This window comes from Mesorhizobium sp. IMUNJ 23033 (genome assembly GCF_044778005.1).
Classification (GTDB): Bacteria; Pseudomonadota; Alphaproteobacteria; order Rhizobiales; family Rhizobiaceae; genus Mesorhizobium; species Mesorhizobium amorphae_A.
In genome coordinates, this window is the sequence record NZ_JBJACT010000004.1 from 309,370 (window position 1) to 324,087 (window position 14,718).

General features: G+C 62.5%; 13 protein-coding genes. 4 read left to right on the forward strand and 9 right to left on the reverse strand.

Going from position 1 to position 14,718, the window contains the following annotated elements; all coding sequences use genetic code 11:
- Positions 1-12: 12 nt before the first annotated feature.
- From ACFX5Q_RS06700 to ACFX5Q_RS06710, 3 genes are all read left to right on the forward strand, one after another.
- A complete protein-coding gene (locus tag ACFX5Q_RS06700) occupies positions 13-1,641 on the forward strand; it encodes a GMC family oxidoreductase (RefSeq protein ID WP_404276339.1) in 1,629 nt (542 codons plus the stop codon).
- A 16-nt stretch (positions 1,642-1,657) separates the two neighbouring features.
- Complete coding sequence (locus tag ACFX5Q_RS06705; RefSeq protein WP_404276341.1) at positions 1,658-1,822, forward strand: Dabb family protein; 165 nt, start codon at positions 1,658-1,660, stop codon at positions 1,820-1,822.
- A gap of 283 nt (positions 1,823-2,105) precedes the next feature.
- Positions 2,106-3,323: an MFS transporter gene (locus ACFX5Q_RS06710; RefSeq protein WP_404276342.1), complete on the forward strand. Its 1,218-nt coding sequence runs from the start codon at positions 2,106-2,108 to the stop codon at positions 3,321-3,323.
- Here the strand turns inward: ACFX5Q_RS06710 and ACFX5Q_RS06715 are convergent.
- The 3 genes from ACFX5Q_RS06715 to ACFX5Q_RS06725 all read right to left on the reverse strand — a co-directional run bounded on the left by ACFX5Q_RS06715 (position 3,320) and on the right by ACFX5Q_RS06725 (position 6,759).
- On the reverse strand, positions 3,320-4,165 hold the full coding sequence (locus ACFX5Q_RS06715) for an EamA family transporter (protein ID WP_404276343.1): 846 nt from the start codon (positions 4,163-4,165) through the stop codon (positions 3,320-3,322). The genes ACFX5Q_RS06710 and ACFX5Q_RS06715 overlap by 4 nt on opposite strands.
- 7 nt (positions 4,166-4,172) lie before the next feature.
- The gene (locus tag ACFX5Q_RS06720) at positions 4,173-5,090 is read right to left on the reverse strand and encodes an endonuclease/exonuclease/phosphatase family protein (protein WP_404276345.1); all 918 of its coding nucleotides are present in this window, start codon (positions 5,088-5,090) and stop codon (positions 4,173-4,175) included.
- Between the two features lie 118 nt (positions 5,091-5,208).
- Positions 5,209-6,759 (reverse strand): cation:proton antiporter, encoded by a 1,551-nt coding sequence (locus ACFX5Q_RS06725; protein WP_404276346.1) that lies wholly within the window; start codon positions 6,757-6,759, stop codon positions 5,209-5,211.
- Positions 6,760-7,140: 381 nt separating this feature from the next.
- On the opposite strand from ACFX5Q_RS06725, the gene ACFX5Q_RS06730 reads away from it, so the two are divergent.
- The gene (locus ACFX5Q_RS06730; RefSeq protein WP_404276348.1) at positions 7,141-7,476 is read left to right on the forward strand and encodes a hypothetical protein; all 336 of its coding nucleotides are present in this window, start codon (positions 7,141-7,143) and stop codon (positions 7,474-7,476) included.
- Between the two features lie 379 nt (positions 7,477-7,855).
- Here the strand turns inward: ACFX5Q_RS06730 and ACFX5Q_RS06735 are convergent, their stop codons facing one another.
- The 6 genes from ACFX5Q_RS06735 to ACFX5Q_RS06760 form a co-directional block, all read right to left on the reverse strand.
- Entirely contained in the window at positions 7,856-8,920 is a 1,065-nt protein-coding gene (locus ACFX5Q_RS06735; protein ID WP_404276350.1) for an ABC transporter ATP-binding protein, read from the reverse strand.
- Positions 8,921-8,935: 15 nt separating this feature from the next.
- Positions 8,936-9,730, reverse strand: coding sequence for an ABC transporter permease (locus ACFX5Q_RS06740; protein ID WP_404276478.1), 795 nt, complete (start codon positions 9,728-9,730; stop codon positions 8,936-8,938).
- Positions 9,727-10,620 (reverse strand): ABC transporter permease, encoded by an 894-nt coding sequence (locus tag ACFX5Q_RS06745; RefSeq protein ID WP_404276351.1) that lies wholly within the window; start codon positions 10,618-10,620, stop codon positions 9,727-9,729. Before ACFX5Q_RS06745 ends, ACFX5Q_RS06740 begins: the two co-directional genes overlap by 4 nt.
- A 73-nt stretch (positions 10,621-10,693) precedes the next feature.
- Positions 10,694-11,800 (reverse strand): ABC transporter substrate-binding protein, encoded by a 1,107-nt coding sequence (locus ACFX5Q_RS06750; protein WP_404276353.1) that lies wholly within the window; start codon positions 11,798-11,800, stop codon positions 10,694-10,696.
- Between the two features lie 242 nt (positions 11,801-12,042).
- Entirely contained in the window at positions 12,043-13,215 is a 1,173-nt protein-coding gene (locus tag ACFX5Q_RS06755) for an iron-containing alcohol dehydrogenase (protein WP_404276354.1), read from the reverse strand.
- Between the two features lie 16 nt (positions 13,216-13,231).
- Entirely contained in the window at positions 13,232-14,620 is a 1,389-nt protein-coding gene (locus ACFX5Q_RS06760) for an aldehyde dehydrogenase family protein (protein WP_404276356.1), read from the reverse strand.
- Positions 14,621-14,718: the final 98 nt, after the last annotated feature.

Genomic DNA, 14,718 nt, shown 5'->3' on the forward strand with positions numbered 1-14,718 from the left:
ACGGATGAGACCATGACCGACTACATAATCGTTGGCGCCGGCCCGGCCGGTTGCGTTCTCGCCAACCGGCTGAGCGAGGATCCCTCGAATTCGGTTCTGCTGCTCGAGGCAGGTGGCAAGGACTGGCACCCGCTGATCCACATGCCGGCGGGCTTCGCCAAAATGACCAAGGGCATCGCCTCCTGGGGCTGGTCGACCGTGCCGCAGAAAAACATGAAGGACCGCGTCTTCTGGTATACGCAGGCCAAGGTGGTCGGCGGCGGCTCCTCCATCAACGCCCAGATCTACACGCGCGGCAACGCCCGCGACTACGACGCCTGGGAGAAGGAGGAAGGCCTTGCAGGCTGGGGCTATCGCGACGTGCTGCCCTATTTCAAGCGCGCCGAGAACAACCAGCGCTATGCCAACGACTTTCATGGCGATCAGGGTCCGCTCGGCGTCTCCAACCCGATTTCGCCGCTGCCGATCTGTGAGGCCTATTTCCGCGCCGGCCAGGAGATGGGCATTCCTTTCAATCCCGACTTCAACGGCGCCAGCCAGGAAGGCGTCGGCTATTATCAGCTCACCCAGAAGGACGCGCGACGATCTTCCGCCTCGGTCGCCTATCTGAAGCCGATCCGCGCCCGCAAGAACCTCACCGTCAGGACGGACGTGCTGGTCACCCGCATCGTCGTCGAGAAGGGCCGCGCCATCGGCGTCGAGATCGTCGATAAGCCCGGCGGCGAGACAAAAATCCTGCGCGCCGAGCGCGAGGTGATCGTCTCTTCCGGTGCCATCGGCTCGCCCAAGCTTCTCATGCAGTCGGGCATCGGCCCGGCCGATCATCTGAAAGCGGTCGGCGTGACGCCGGTGCACGACCTGCCCGGCGTCGGCTCCAACATGCAGGACCATCTCGACCTGTTCGTCATCGCCGAATGCACCGGCGACCACACCTATGACAACTACGCCAAGCTGCACCGCACGGCATGGGCCGGCCTGCAATATCTGCTATTGAAGAAAGGCCCGGTGGCCTCCAGCCTGTTCGAGACCGGCGGCTTCTGGTACGCCGACCCGACCGCCGCCTCACCCGACATCCAGTTCCATCTCGGCCTCGGCTCCGGCATCGAGGCCGGCGTCGAGAAGCTTAGGAATCCGGGCGTGACGCTGAACTCGGCCTTCCTGCGCCCACGCTCGCGTGGCACGGTGCGGCTGAAGAGCGCCGACCCGGCCGACCACCCGATGATCGACCCGAACTACTGGTCCGATCCCTATGACCGCGACATGTCGATCAAGGGACTCCGGCTGGCGCGCGAGATCATGCGCCAGAAGGCGCTGCAACCCTATGTCCTGCGCGAAGTGCTGCCCGGCCCTACCCTGCAGAGCGACGACGAACTGTTCGACTATGCCTGCCGCAGTTCCAAGACCGATCATCATCCGGTCGGCACCTGCCGCATGGGCCATGACGAGATGGCCGTGGTGACACCCGACCTCAGGCTGCGCGGCATCGACGGCCTGCGCGTCTGCGATGCTTCGGTAATGCCGCGCGTCCCCTCCTCCAACACCAACGCGCCGACCATCATGGTCGGCGAAAAGGGCGCCGACCTGATCCTTGGCCGCGAGCCGCTGCCGCCGGCTGTTTTCTCTGGAAACCGCGCAGCGTAATCGGAGGGACAAAAATATGATCAGGCACTGTGTCTTCGTCCGCTTCCGCAGCGATGTCGCCGACGCCGAACGCGCGGCGATCCACGCCGATCTCGAAGCGCTGCGCTGGGCGATCGATGGCATGGATGTGGTAAAATTCAGCGCCAATGTCAGCCCCGAACCGTTTGCGCGCGGCTTCTAGCACGGCTTCACCATCGACTTCCGTGACGCCGCCTGCCGCGACGCCTATCTGGTGCACGAAGCGCATCAGCGCGCCGGCGCTCGCCTGGTCGCGGCGCTTGAAGGTGACACCGACGGGCTGATGGTCTTCGATCTGGAAATCTAGAACCAATCCTCGAGCTGCGTCCCGGACCTGTCATTCCAGGCGGCGTTCGATCACATGAGCCGCGCGAAAAAGTGACCACCGGCCTTACGCAAACTGGCCGATAGTTCCTCGCATCCGTGAAGATGGAAGGAGGAACAATTTGCCCCTTAATTCGCAGCAGAAGAAAACCGTACTGGCGTCATTTCTGGGCTGGACCCTGGACGCCTTTGATTTCTTCCTTCTGACATTCCTGCTCACGGATATTGCAACTGAATTCCATGCTGACGTGCCGGCCGTCTCCAAGGCGCTGTTCCTGACACTGGCGACGCGCTTCATCGGCGCATTCTTCTTCGGCATGCTCGCCGACAAATACGGCCGCAAGCCGATCCTGATGCTCAACATCGTCAGCTATTCGGTGATCGGCGCACTGGCCGCCTTCTCGCCCAATCTCGGCATCTTCCTGGCGTTGCGCGCCTTGTTCGGCATCGCCATGGGCGGCGAATGGGGGCTCGGGAGTTCGCTCGCCATGGAGTCCATCCCGCCCAGCGCACGCGGCATGGTCTCGGGCATCCTGCAGTGCGGCTATCCGGCCGGCTACCTGCTGGCGGCAGTGGTCTATGGCTTGCTCTATCAGCAAACGATCGGCGGCTATACGATCGGCTGGCGGGCCATGTTCCTGCTCAGCTTCCTGCCGGCACTGATCGTCCTGTTCATCCGCTCCCATGTGCCGGAATCACCGGCCTTCGTCGACGCACAGAAAACGGCCAGGCCGGGGCTCCTGGAAACGCTGCAAAAGCACTGGGGCGTCGCGCTCTATGCGGTGGTGCTGATGATGTTCTTCAACTTCTTCAGCCATGGCACCCAGGACCTCTACCCGACCTTCCTGAAGAAGCAGCATGGCTTCGACCCGCATACGGTGAGCTGGATCACCATCGTCGCCAACATCGGCGCCATCGTCGGTGGCCTGGCGTTCGGCGCGCTGTCCGAGAAGATCGGCCGCGTCAATGCAATCACCATCGCCTGTTTGATCGCCTTGCCGTCGATTCCGCTGTGGGCCTACTCGACCACGCCCTTCATGCTGGCCATCGGCGCCTTCATCATGCAGGTCGCGGTCCAGGGCGCCTGGGGCGTCATTCCGGTGCACCTCAACGAGCTTTCGCCCGGCGCCGTGCGCGCGACCTTGCCCGGCTTCATCTACCAGGCCGGCAATCTCGCGGCCTCCTATGGCGGTCCTTACCAGGCAGGCATCGCTGAGGCTCCGGGCGGCAGCTACGGCTACGCGCTGGCGCTTTTCGCGGGCGTGGTCGCGGTCTGCATCATCGTCGTCATCCGCTTCAGTCCGGAACGGCGCGGCCAGGTGATGACGGTGCTTGGCTAACCCAGCCTGAGCGCCACGACGCCGGCGACGATGCTGAGCGCGGCGGCACCCCGCCAGCCCGTCATCTTTTCGCCCAGCGCGAAGACCGAGATCAACATGGCGAACAGGATGGAGGTCTCGCGCAGCGAGGCGACCGAGGCGATCGGCGCCTTGGTCATCGCCCACATGACGATCCAGTAGGCGGCACCGCTGAGCACGCCGGTGAACAGACCCGCCTTCCAGTCGCGCGCCAGCACCGGCAGCGCTTGGCGTCCACGGAAGATGAGGCACAGTACCAGCGCCCCGATGGCATCGCAGATGAACAGCCAGGCGGCATAGCTCTGTGCGGTAGCGGCGAGCCGCGCGCCGCTGCCGTCGGACAGCGTATAGCTGGCGATGAAGATCGAGGTGCCGAGCGCAAAACCGACCGCGCGCAGATTGAGCCGCTCCAGATGCGCGCCGCCGCGAAACGACATCACCACAGTGCCGGCCGACAACAGCAGAATGCCGAGGATGGCAAGCGGTGCCGGCACCTCCTTGACCACCACCATGCCGCCGAGTGCGGCGAGCAGCGGCGCCGTGCCGCGCGCCAGCGGATAGGTCTGGGCGAAATCGCCGGCCCTGTAAGCGCCGATGAGGAAGGTTCGGTAGCCCATGTGGAAGATCACCGAAGCGATGATGTAGGGCCACACTTCGGCCTTCGGCACCTCGACGAAAGGCAGCACCACCAGTCCTGCCGCGCCCATGCCGAGCGTCATCAGCGTAATCGACAGGAAGCGATCGAGATGCACCTTGACCAGCGCGTTCCAGATCGCGTGCATGGCGGCGGCGGCAAGGACCGCGAAGAAGACGAACAAGGTCATTGCTGCCTCATCCGCCTCCGGCTGTCGCAGCGGCGAGCGGCGTCTCCAGGTCGATGTCGACACGCAGCGGAAAATGGTCCGAGGCGATCTCGCCGATGTCGGCCCTGACCGAACGCACGCGATCCGCAAAAGTGCCGCCGACGAAGCAATGGTCGAGCCGGCGCTTGGTCACTTTGCCGTCGATCGTCTTCACATGCGTATGGAAATCCGCCACTGGCTCGGCGGCAACGGCGGTGGCATCGACAAAGCCGTCGAGATACGCGGCACCCCGATGATACGGCGTGCTGCCGACGATGCGCCGGTATTCGGCGCTCCCGGGCTCCATATTGAAATCACCCAGCCAGATCGCGGCGAGCGGGTTCTCCGGCTCGGGCTCGCCATTGCTCCAGTTGCGCTCGGGCTCATCGTCGGCGCCGCTCCAGGGACCGCCATCGGACGGCGCCCGGCGATGTTCGTTGAGCAGATAGTCGATCTGCTCCAGCCGCTCCTCAGCGGCGATGTGGGCGAGATGCAGCGAGAGGAACCGAACCGGCCCGGCTGGGGTACGGATCATGCATTCGAGTGCCGCATTGCGGGTGTTGAGCGGCCGCAGCGTGCGGCGCAGCGGCAGCGTGTGCAGGCGCGACCAGACGATCGGCAGCCTGGACAGCAGCATGGTGCCGAACTGCCGGCGACGGGTGACCATGCGGCCATCGCGTTCCTGGCTCGCATCCATGTCGAAGGCCGGGCCATAGACCCAGTGATAGCCGGGCAGCAACCGGGAAAGAAGTTCCGGCTGATCGTCCTCGTTTGTGCGCTGCCAGTGCCGCTCCACCTCCTGCAAGGCGATGATGTCGGCGCCGGCAACGATCTTGGCACAGCGCGCGAGGTCGTAGCGGCCATCGCCGCCGAAGCCGTACTGGATGTTGTAGCTGACGAGCTTCATTGCTTATCCGGCTCAATTTCGTGATGGCAGTAGCGGTTCGGCGAAGGCCTTGCAATGGACCGCACCAACGCCGGGGCTGGGCCAGATGTGACCAGTGTTCGGCTTTCTCTTTCCCGATCTAGGTTGTCAGCGGTTGGAACCGCCCGGCTGGAGAGGCCGCCAGTTCGGACCAGTCGATCTCCTCCTCCAGACGGTGATAGGCCTCGTCGCCTATCGTGCCGTTGCGGCGCAATTCTTCGAGAGCGTCGCGCTGACTGTTGATGGCATAGAGACGCAGCCGGTCATACTCCGTCGCCGCCTGCGCGTTTTCCGGGTTTTCCGCGATCGTCCGCTGGGCCGTATATTGCTCGCGCACCGCGGCAGCCGCATTCGATGTCTTGCCGCTCAATACACTAAGCGCCGCCTCCATGATGGCCACGCGTGCCTGCGCCACCTCGCGATCGACCGTACTGTCCGGATCGAGGTCAAGCCAGCGCAGCAGCGGCTTCAGGGTGATGCCTTGCAGCACCAGCGTGCCGAGAACAACCGCGAAAGCGGCGAGCACGATCGGATCGCGGCCGGGAAAATCGGCCGGCAAGGCGAACGCCGCCACCAATGTCACCAGCCCACGCATGCCGCACCAGCCGATAAGCACGCCGCCGCGAACAGTTGGCGCTTCCCTTCGCCGCTCGGCACTGCCGAAGCGAGCGAGCCATCTGATGATCACACCATAGCTCATAACCCAGACGAGACGCGATACGATGACCACGGCCAGCACCGTTGCGGCGAAGACGAATGCTTCGGCCTGCCCTTCCCCGGCCAACCGGCCGACGATCGACCGTGCCTGCAGGCCCATCAGCACGAAGGCCAGCACGTTGAGCACGAACACCGCCGACTCCCAGACCGAATAGGTGCTGACGCGTCTCCTCGCCGACATCAGGCGCGGTGCGGTGCGTGCGATGGTCATGGCGTAGACGACGATGGTGATGATGGCGGAAAGCCCCAGCCTGTCTGCCAGGATCCAGACGCCGAATGTCCCGGCGAATTGCACCACCGTGCTGCTCGCCGCGTCTTCGATGCGGGTAAGCGTGAGCAGCGAGAAGCGGCCAAGCACATAACCCGCGACCAGGCTGCCGATCGTCGACAGCAGGATCGTCGGAATGGCGTTGCTCAGCATGATCGAGCCGAGCGTTGCCGATACCGCCAGCCGGTAGATCAGGAGCGCGGTGGCATCGTTGAGCAGGCTCTCGCCCTGCAGGATGGCCGTGATCCGATGCGGCACCTTGAATTGCCCGAGCACGGCGCTCGCCGCCACCGCGTCCGGCGGTGCGACGATGGCGCCAAGCGCTATCGCCGCGGCTATCGGCAGCCCGGCCATTTTCCAGCCGACGAAGGCAACGGCTGCGGTGGTGAAGATGACGGCGCCGAGCGCCAGCGCCACGAGTGGCAGCCGGTAGCGGTTGAGATCGCGCAGCGACGTGTCATAGGCCGCATCGAGCAGCACCGGCGCGATGAACAGCGCAAGCGCCAGTTCCGGGTCGATCTCGATCGTCGGCGCCCCGGGCACGAACGCAATCCCGGCGCCTGCCAGAGCCAGCAGGGATGGATAGGGTATCTCCAGACGCCGCGACACCGCAGTCAGCGCAACAGCGATCAGGAGCAGGACGAGGGTCAGTTCGAAAAGCGCCATATCCCCATCGTAGCGGCGAAGCGGGGTAGTTGGCAGTGGCAATGCGGCAAGATGCTGTTGATTGTCCCTAGGTCCGGACTCACAACCAATAGCTGACGGTTACGCCGATGGAGACGGCGAAGAAATTCTGCGCGAGAGGATCGCAACGGTGGCGATGCGCCGCAGAACGTGCGCTCGATGGCGTTGCGATCCCGGTAGAGGTAAGGTGAAAGCAATCGTTGCATTTTCTCTTCGCCTTGGGCGGGATTTTGGCGAAAGCGCCTGTATCCGTTACTTGGTTAAAGGGGGCACATTTCGTATTCTATAGTTCTCGTTCAGACTTCTAAATTGACAAAACGCTCCGCAACGTAAAGAATGAGTCCTTTCGATGGGAGGAAAACGATGCAACGCTTGATTATTATTTCTAGTTTCGTCTTCGCGTTAGTGCCGAACGCTTTCGCGGAAACGATGACCGCCAAGCAAATCGAGGAGGAATTGATTGGAAGGACACTGTGCATAACCGCGAAAGCGGGAGTTGTCTGCGCCCGTCATAAGGCGGGCGGAACGTCAGAAATCGTCTCCGGGCTAGAGAAGCAAAAGGGCACTTGGAAGCTCAAGGGTAACAAACTCTGTGTCACATGGGAGAAGATTCGGGCGGGGAAGGAAGGCTGTGCGGGCTACGACAAAACCAAGAACGCATTTAGTAGTCCGTCGTTTGGAAAGATCACTGTGAAGTAAGGTGACGACGCGAGAGGCGCGGAAGCGACCGCAGCCACAATAGCAGCACAAACGCGGCCGTCGCGATGGAGCCAAGCAAAAACGGCCTGACCGTGGAGGCAAAATGAAGGCTGGCCAAGCGGGCCGTCAGGCCCAGATTTTCAGGGGCGATCATAACGTCGATGACGGTTAAGGCGATGCCGATGACCCAGACGATCTGCCGGTTGATGGCAGCTTCTGTTTTTGCCGTAATGACTTCCAGGTCTGTCGGGGACGCTATGCCCTTGTCTGCTTCATCATAGGCTTCGCCAGAGGCAGTCGTGATTGCCGTAGCATTCTCCGCTGCTATTCATCGCGTCGGCTTGCAGCCTCGACCTTTCGGAACACCGCCGCTGTTTGTCTAGTGCAGCACCAGCATATCGCCCGACGAGAACGAAATCTCGGCCTTTTCGCCGACGGCGGGCGGCGGTGTTGCCGGGCTGTTGAACGTGTCGAGCGAGACCGTGCTGCCGCCGATGCCGACGCGAACCCGGATGACCGAGCCGAGGAAATGCACCTCGGCGATTTCGCCCGAAAGGCTGGAATCGCGACCGGGCTGGCGGCCGAGCGAAATCGCCTCGGGCCGCAGCGCCAGCGACAGCGTGTCGCCGGACTTGGAACCGTTGAGCTTGCCTTTGAGCGCGACCTCTTGCGAATTGACGCGCACCGTGCCCGAAGCGGCGTCGGTCACCGTGCCTTCGAGCACATTCAGCGTGCCGACGAAGTTGGCGACGAACTTGGTTGCCGGCCGGTTGTAGATCTCGAACGGCGTGCCGACCTGCTCGGCCTTGCCACCATACATGACGGCGATGCGGTCCGAGATCGACAGCGCCTCTTCCTGGTCGTGGGTGACGAAGATGGTGGTGATGCCGAGCTTCTTCTGGATCGAGCGGATTTCCTCGCGCAGCGACACGCGCACCTTGGCGTCGAGCGCCGACAGCGGCTCGTCGAGCAGCAAGAGCTTCGGCTTCGGCGCGATCGCGCGCGCCAGCGCGATGCGCTGCTGCTGGCCGCCGGAGAGCTGGTAGGGATAGCGATCGCCCATCTGCGGCAGCTTGATGAGGTCCAGCATCTCGGCGACGCGCCTGTCGGCATCGGCCCTCGGCATGCCGGCGACCTTCAGCCCGAAGGCGATGTTCTGCGCGACCGTCAGGTTGGGGAACAGCGCATAGGCCTGGAACACCATGCCGACATTGCGCTGGTTGGGCTTGAGCCTTGTGATGTCCTTGCCGGCCGCGACGATCTTGCCGGCGCTCGGCTCCTCGAAGCCGGCGACCATGCGCAGCACCGTCGTCTTGCCGCAGCCCGATGGCCCGAGGAAGGAGACGAATTCGCCCGGCTGCACGTCGAGATTGAAATCCTGCACCACGGTGGTGGCGCCGAAGGACTTTTGGACATGCTGGATTGAGAGGAATGGCTCGGCCATGGCATTTTCTTTCGATCAGTTCGGACGGTTCGCCGATTTCGGCGCAAAACGCGACAGGATCTGGATCAGCGACATGCACCCCCAGGTAATGGCAAACGAAATGATCGCCAGTGCTGACGGCTCATAGGCACTGTTGGCGCCGATGTTCTGCAGGTAGGGGCCGAAGGCCGGGCGATTCAACAGCGAGGCCATGGTGAATTCGCCAATGACGATGGCAAAACTCAGGAACGCGCCGGACAAGACGGCGATCAGTACGTTCGGCAGGATGATGCGGGCGATAATGGTGGTCCAGCCGGCGCCGAGGATTTGTGCGGCTTCGGTGAGCGTTCTGACGTCGATGGTCCGGAGACCGGTATCGACCGCCCTGTACATATAAGGCAGTGCCAGCACCGCATAGCCGATGACCAGCAGAACATCGGTGCCGCGCGCTGTCGCCAGAAAAGGCAACGCCGAATTCGAACCGAACATTCTGATATAGCCGAAGACGATGACGATAGCGGGAATAACCAGCGGCAGCAGAGTGATGAACTCTACAACCGGCCGCAGGTTCGGTAGCCGTAGCCGAATCCAGTAGGCCGTCGGGACAACGAGAAGCACGCCCAAAAGAATGGTGAAGACCGCCACCACCACGGAGTAGGTAAATGTCGTCTGGAAATTCGGATCTCCGAAGACTGAGCGGTAGGCGTCAAAGGAGTATTCCCCGCGCCGCTTGCGCAAGGAGAATTCAAAGGTCGCCAAAAGCGGCAGGATAAAATAGGTGATTCCCACGCCAAAAACGAGCCAAGCCCAAAAGCGACTGCCTTGCTTCATTTCAGCCACCGTTCGGCTCGCCGTTGGAACAAGATATAGAAGAGGTTGGCCAGGCCGGTGATGACGATCATGCCGAATGCAAGCGCGTAGCCTAGATTGGGATTGTAAAGCACGTCGCCGCGTATCTGCGCGAACAGCTGGATTGGCACGATGTTGAGTGACGGTCCCGTCAGTGCATAGGCCGTCGCGACCGCTCCGAACGCGTTGGCAAAGAGGAGGACCGTCGTACCGAGAAAACTCGGCCACAAGACCGGGATGACCACCATGCGCCAATATTGCCAATTGGTTGCGCCGAGCGTGGCGGCGGCTTCGCCCCATTCCTTCTTCAGCCCATCGACCGCCGGCGTGATGATGACGATCATCAATGGAATCTGGAAATAGAGGTAGGTGAGGATAAGGCCCCAGAACGAAAAGATACTGAAGCCGAGCGAATAGATGTTAATGCCGAAAATGTCTCGCAACAGGATCGTCGCCACTCCGAGCCGACCTAGCGTCGCGATGAACGAGAATGCCAGCGGTACGCCGGCGAAATTCGAGGCGACGCCAGAGAAGGTCAAGGTCGCCGAGCGTAACCACGACGGCAAGCCTCCGCGAACGACTGCCACTGCCATTGCCAGGCCGATCAAGGCCCCAAGCACCGCGGAAACAAAGCTGATCTGAATGGAAACCAGATAGGCCGCGGCGAGCTTGGGCTGCGACAACGCTATGATGTTGTCGAACGTATAGTCGCCGGCTGCATTTTTGAACGCACCCGCGATCAGCCCTACCGTCGGCAAGATCAGAAAGAGCAGCGCGAAAACGAAGAACGGAGCTACGCCTAACCAATACAGTGGCAGCCGAAGGCGGCTGATCTCCGGCGCACGCGGACTGACGCTGGCTGTCTGGGGCATTGTCGAGTCTGCCATGGAATTCCCGAAATTTGGCATAGGGCGCCGGGCAGCGAACCGGCCGGCGCCCTATGCATTACTTCACGACGGCGCCAACGATGGCGTCCCAGTTCGTGCTAATTTCCTTCTTGGCAGCGTTCTGTTCCTCCAAGGTAGGGAAGACCGCCTTTTCGTAGTTCTCGGCCGCCGGTAGCTTGTCCAGCATTTCCTTCGGGATCGCGTTCTTCTTGGCGAGGTCATTGAAGCGGATCGGGTGGCAGTAGCCCTTCAGCCAGCCGAGCTGGCCTTCGTCGGAATACAGATACTCCATCCACAGCTTGGCTGCGTTCGGATGCGGCGCATAGGCACTGATCGCCTGTACGTAGACGCCTGCGACCACCGCTCCCTTTGGCACGACGATTTCGATTTCCGGATTACCAGCCATCTTGTCGCGCATGGCAAGCAGGTTGTAGTCCCAGTTCATCACGATCGGGGTCGTGCCCTGGGCGACAGCCGCCGCTTCACCGTCGACCGGCACGAAGTTGCCGGCGTCGTTGAGCTTCTTGAAGAACTGCAGCCCCTTGGCGGCGGCGTCCTGGCCGGCGGTGCCGCCAGTCGCGAGGCCCGCAGCGTAGACCGACATGACGGCGTTGTTCGACGTGCGCGGATCACCAGCGAGCGCCACCGAGTTGGCATATTCCGACTTCTCCAGGTCAGCCCAGTCCTGTGGTGCGTTCTGGACGACGGCCTTGTTCACGCCGAAGGCGAGCACGCCGTAGTAATCGCCGTACCAGTAGCCTTCAGGGTCCTTGGCACTGTCGGGGATCGAGTCCCAGGTCGACACCTTGTAGGGCTGGATCAGGCCGTCAGCCTTGGCGGACGGGCCGAAGGACAGGCCGACATCGATGACGTCGGGCGCCTGCGGACCCTTGTTGTCCTTGTTGGCCTTGATCGCTTCGATCTCGTCGCCGGAGCCGGCGTCGGGATTGAGCTCATTGATGGTGATTCCCGGATACTTCGCCTTGAAGCCGGCGATGACGTCGCCGTAGCCGCACCAGCTGTGCGGCAGCGCGATGGTCGTGAGCTGGCCCTCGGCCTTGGCGGCCTTGACGAGATCGTCCAGCGCATCCGCGGACGAAATCACCGTCGACGCGAAAAGCGCCGCGGCCGAAAGGGAAAGCACTTTCCCCGTGAATTTGAACATGTGTTCTCTCCGTTGAACTGACGCCGTTGGACGCCTGCGATGCGGTATCGTTTTCGTGTGACAGCCAGATGAAAGCTTTGTGAAACCGGCACCCCGCAGTACGAAAAAGTAAACTCTTTTTAACCGGCTGTAGCAATCGCTTCGCGACTATTTTTCCGGCTAACTAGTTTTTGCCCTGCCTGTAGCCCTTTCCCCTTTCCTTTCCCCTCGTTTTCCAGATCACTTCCGACGCGAAATCCGCCTCAGACGGCGCCGGCGATGGCGTTTTCGAGCAGCGTCAGCGCCGCCTTCTTGGTCAGCTTGACCGGGTTGCCGCCGGCGGTCGGATCGACCACCGCCATGTCGGCAATCAGCCCCTTGCGCTTCTTGTCCATGTCGAGCCCCTTGATCAGGCCCGGCAGCGCATGCGGCACCTTGAGCTCCTTGCGCAGCTTGATGATCGCCCTGGCGAAACCATCGAAGCCGCCCTTGATGCCGCAATAGGCGGCGACCCTGGCGATGCGCTCATCGATCGCGTCGCGATTGAAGGCCAGCACATAGGGCATGAACACGGCGTTGGTCATGCCGTGATGGGTGTCGTAGAGCGCACCGATCGGATGCGACAGCGAGTGGATGGCCCCTAACCCCTTCTGGAAGGCGGCGGCGCCCATGGCCGCCGCGCTCATCATATGGGCGCGGGCGACGAGATCCTTGCCGTTGGCATAGGCCTTCGGCAGGTTCTCGAAGACCAGCCGAATGCCTTCCACTGCGATGCCGTCGGCCATCGGGTGATAGCCCGGCGCGCAATAGGCCTCGAGGCAGTGGGCCAGCGCATCCATGCCGGTGCCGGCGGTGATGAAGCCCGGCATGCCGACCGACAGTTCCGGATCGGCAATGACGATGGCCGGCAAAAGTTTCGGATGGAAGATGACCTTCTTGGTGTGCGTCGCCTCATTGGTGATGACGCCGGCGCGGCCGACTTCGGAGCCCGTGCCGGCGGTGGTCGGCACGGCGATGATCGGCGCGATCGCATCGGAATCGGCTCTGGTCCACCAGTCGCCGACATCCTCGAAATCCCAGACCGGGCGCGTCTGGCCGGCCTGGAAAGCGATCAGCTTGCCAAGATCGAGTGCCGAGCCGCCGCCGAAGGCGATGACGCCGTCATGCTTGCCCTTTTTGAAGACGGCGATGCCGGCAATCAGGTTCGAATCCACCGGGTTCGGCTTCACCTCGGAAAACACGCCATAGGGCACCTTGGCATCGTCGAGGATCTTCAAGGTCGAGGCGACGACCGGCAGCTGGGCCAGCCCCGGGTCGGTGACGAAGAGCGGCCGCTTGATGCCGGTGGCCGCGAGTACATCGGGCAGTTCCTTGATGCGCCCGGCGCCGAAGCGAACGGTGGTGGGGTAGTTCCATTTGGAGATGAGCTTGGACATTTTTGTCTTTCGAAATTCAGATGGCTTCACGCAGATGATAGGATTTCGGCCGGGTCAGATTGTCGTAGCCGATGGCCGAAAGGGCCGCGCCCTTGCCGGTGTCCTTGACCCCGGTCCAGACCAGCGCCGGATCGAGATAGTCGCAGCGGTTCATGAACACCGTGCCGGTCTCGACGCGGTCGCCGATCGCCACCGCATGCTCGATGTCACCGGTCCAGATCGAGGCGGTCAGCCCATAGGGGCTGTCGTTCATGAGCGCGATCGCCTCCTCGTCGTTGCGCACCTTCATGATGCCGACGATCGGGCCAAAGCTTTCCTCGCGCATGACGCTCATCTGGTGGTCAACCCCGGTCAGCACTTCCGGCGCCAGATAGGGCGAGCCGGCTCTGTCGTCGGCCACCTTCATGTCGATGTGCGCTGCAGCACCCTTGCGCAGCGCCTCGGCCTTCTGCTCGCGGATCAGGTCGGCGAACCGCGCCTGCGCCATCGGCCCCATCGTCGTCGCCTGTTCCAGCGGATTGCCGACGACATAGTTCTTCGTCTCGGCGATGAAGCCTTCGACGAATTCGTCATAGACCCTCTCATGCACATAGACGCGTTCGATGCCGCAGCAGCACTGGCCGGAATTGTAGAAGGCACCGTCGACCAGGTTGGCGACGGCGTGGTCCATCTTGGCATCCGGCAGCACATAGGCCGGATCCTTGCCGCCGAGTTCGAGGCCGAGCGTCATGAAGGTGCCGGCCGCCGCCTTCTCGATGGCGCGGCCGCCGCCGACCGAACCGGTGAAGTTGACATGATCGATCTTGCCGGAGCCGAGCAGCTTCTCGGTCTGGGCGTGGTTCAGCACGACGTTCTGGAACAGGCCCTTGGGAAGCCCCGCCTTGTCGAAGGCCTGTTGGAAACGCTCGCCGACCAGCAGCGTCTGCGCCGCGTGCTTGAGGATGACCGCGCTGCCCGCCATCAGCGCCGGCACGATGGTGTTGACGGCGGTCAGATAGGGATAGTTCCACGGCGCGATCACCATGACGACGCCGAGTGGAACCTTCTTCACATAGCGGCGGAAACCATCTTTCGGGTTGGAGGCCATGACCGGCTTCAGCGCCGATTCGGCGATCTCGACCATGTAGTTGGTGCGGTCCTTGACGCCGCCGAACTCGCCGCCATAGCGCACCGGGCGCCCCATCTGCCAAGCGATCTCCGGCACGATCTCGTCGCTCATGGCGACCAGCGCTTCCAGCATGGCAAGCATGTACTTGCCGCGCTCGACGATCGGCGTCTCAGCCCATTTTTCCTGCGCCGCCTTGGCGCGTTCGACCGCGGCGTTGATGGCCTGGTCCGTGGCGATCGGACGCTCGGCATAGATCGAACCATCGACGGGTGATTTGAGTTTGACCGTTTCGGTCATTTTCTAAGTCCTCGCACGTTCTAACAATCGAAATCATATGGCTTGGTGTGCCCCTCATCCGCCTGCCGGCACCTTCTCCCCCGTATAGTGATGGGGAG

Bases quoted from the DNA above. Each gene is read 5' to 3' on its own strand.
- ACFX5Q_RS06700 (WP_404276339.1), top strand. From the start codon at position 13: ATGACCGACTACATAATCGTTGGCGCCGGCCCGGCCGGTTGCGTTCTC.
- ACFX5Q_RS06705 (WP_404276341.1), top strand. From the start codon at position 1,658: ATGATCAGGCACTGTGTCTTCGTCCGCTTCCGCAGCGATGTCGCCGAC.
- ACFX5Q_RS06715 (WP_404276343.1), bottom strand. From the start codon at position 4,165: ATGACCTTGTTCGTCTTCTTCGCGGTCCTTGCCGCCGCCGCCATGCAC.
- ACFX5Q_RS06720 (WP_404276345.1), bottom strand. From the start codon at position 5,090: ATGAAGCTCGTCAGCTACAACATCCAGTACGGCTTCGGCGGCGATGGC.
- ACFX5Q_RS06725 (WP_404276346.1), bottom strand. From the start codon at position 6,759: ATGGCGCTTTTCGAACTGACCCTCGTCCTGCTCCTGATCGCTGTTGCG.
- ACFX5Q_RS06730 (WP_404276348.1), top strand. From the start codon at position 7,141: ATGCAACGCTTGATTATTATTTCTAGTTTCGTCTTCGCGTTAGTGCCG.
- ACFX5Q_RS06735 (WP_404276350.1), bottom strand. From the start codon at position 8,920: ATGGCCGAGCCATTCCTCTCAATCCAGCATGTCCAAAAGTCCTTCGGC.
- ACFX5Q_RS06740 (WP_404276478.1), bottom strand. From the start codon at position 9,730: ATGAAGCAAGGCAGTCGCTTTTGGGCTTGGCTCGTTTTTGGCGTGGGA.
- ACFX5Q_RS06745 (WP_404276351.1), bottom strand. From the start codon at position 10,620: ATGCCCCAGACAGCCAGCGTCAGTCCGCGTGCGCCGGAGATCAGCCGC.
- ACFX5Q_RS06750 (WP_404276353.1), bottom strand. From the start codon at position 11,800: ATGTTCAAATTCACGGGGAAAGTGCTTTCCCTTTCGGCCGCGGCGCTT.
- ACFX5Q_RS06755 (WP_404276354.1), bottom strand. From the start codon at position 13,215: ATGTCCAAGCTCATCTCCAAATGGAACTACCCCACCACCGTTCGCTTC.
- ACFX5Q_RS06760 (WP_404276356.1), bottom strand. From the start codon at position 14,620: ATGACCGAAACGGTCAAACTCAAATCACCCGTCGATGGTTCGATCTAT.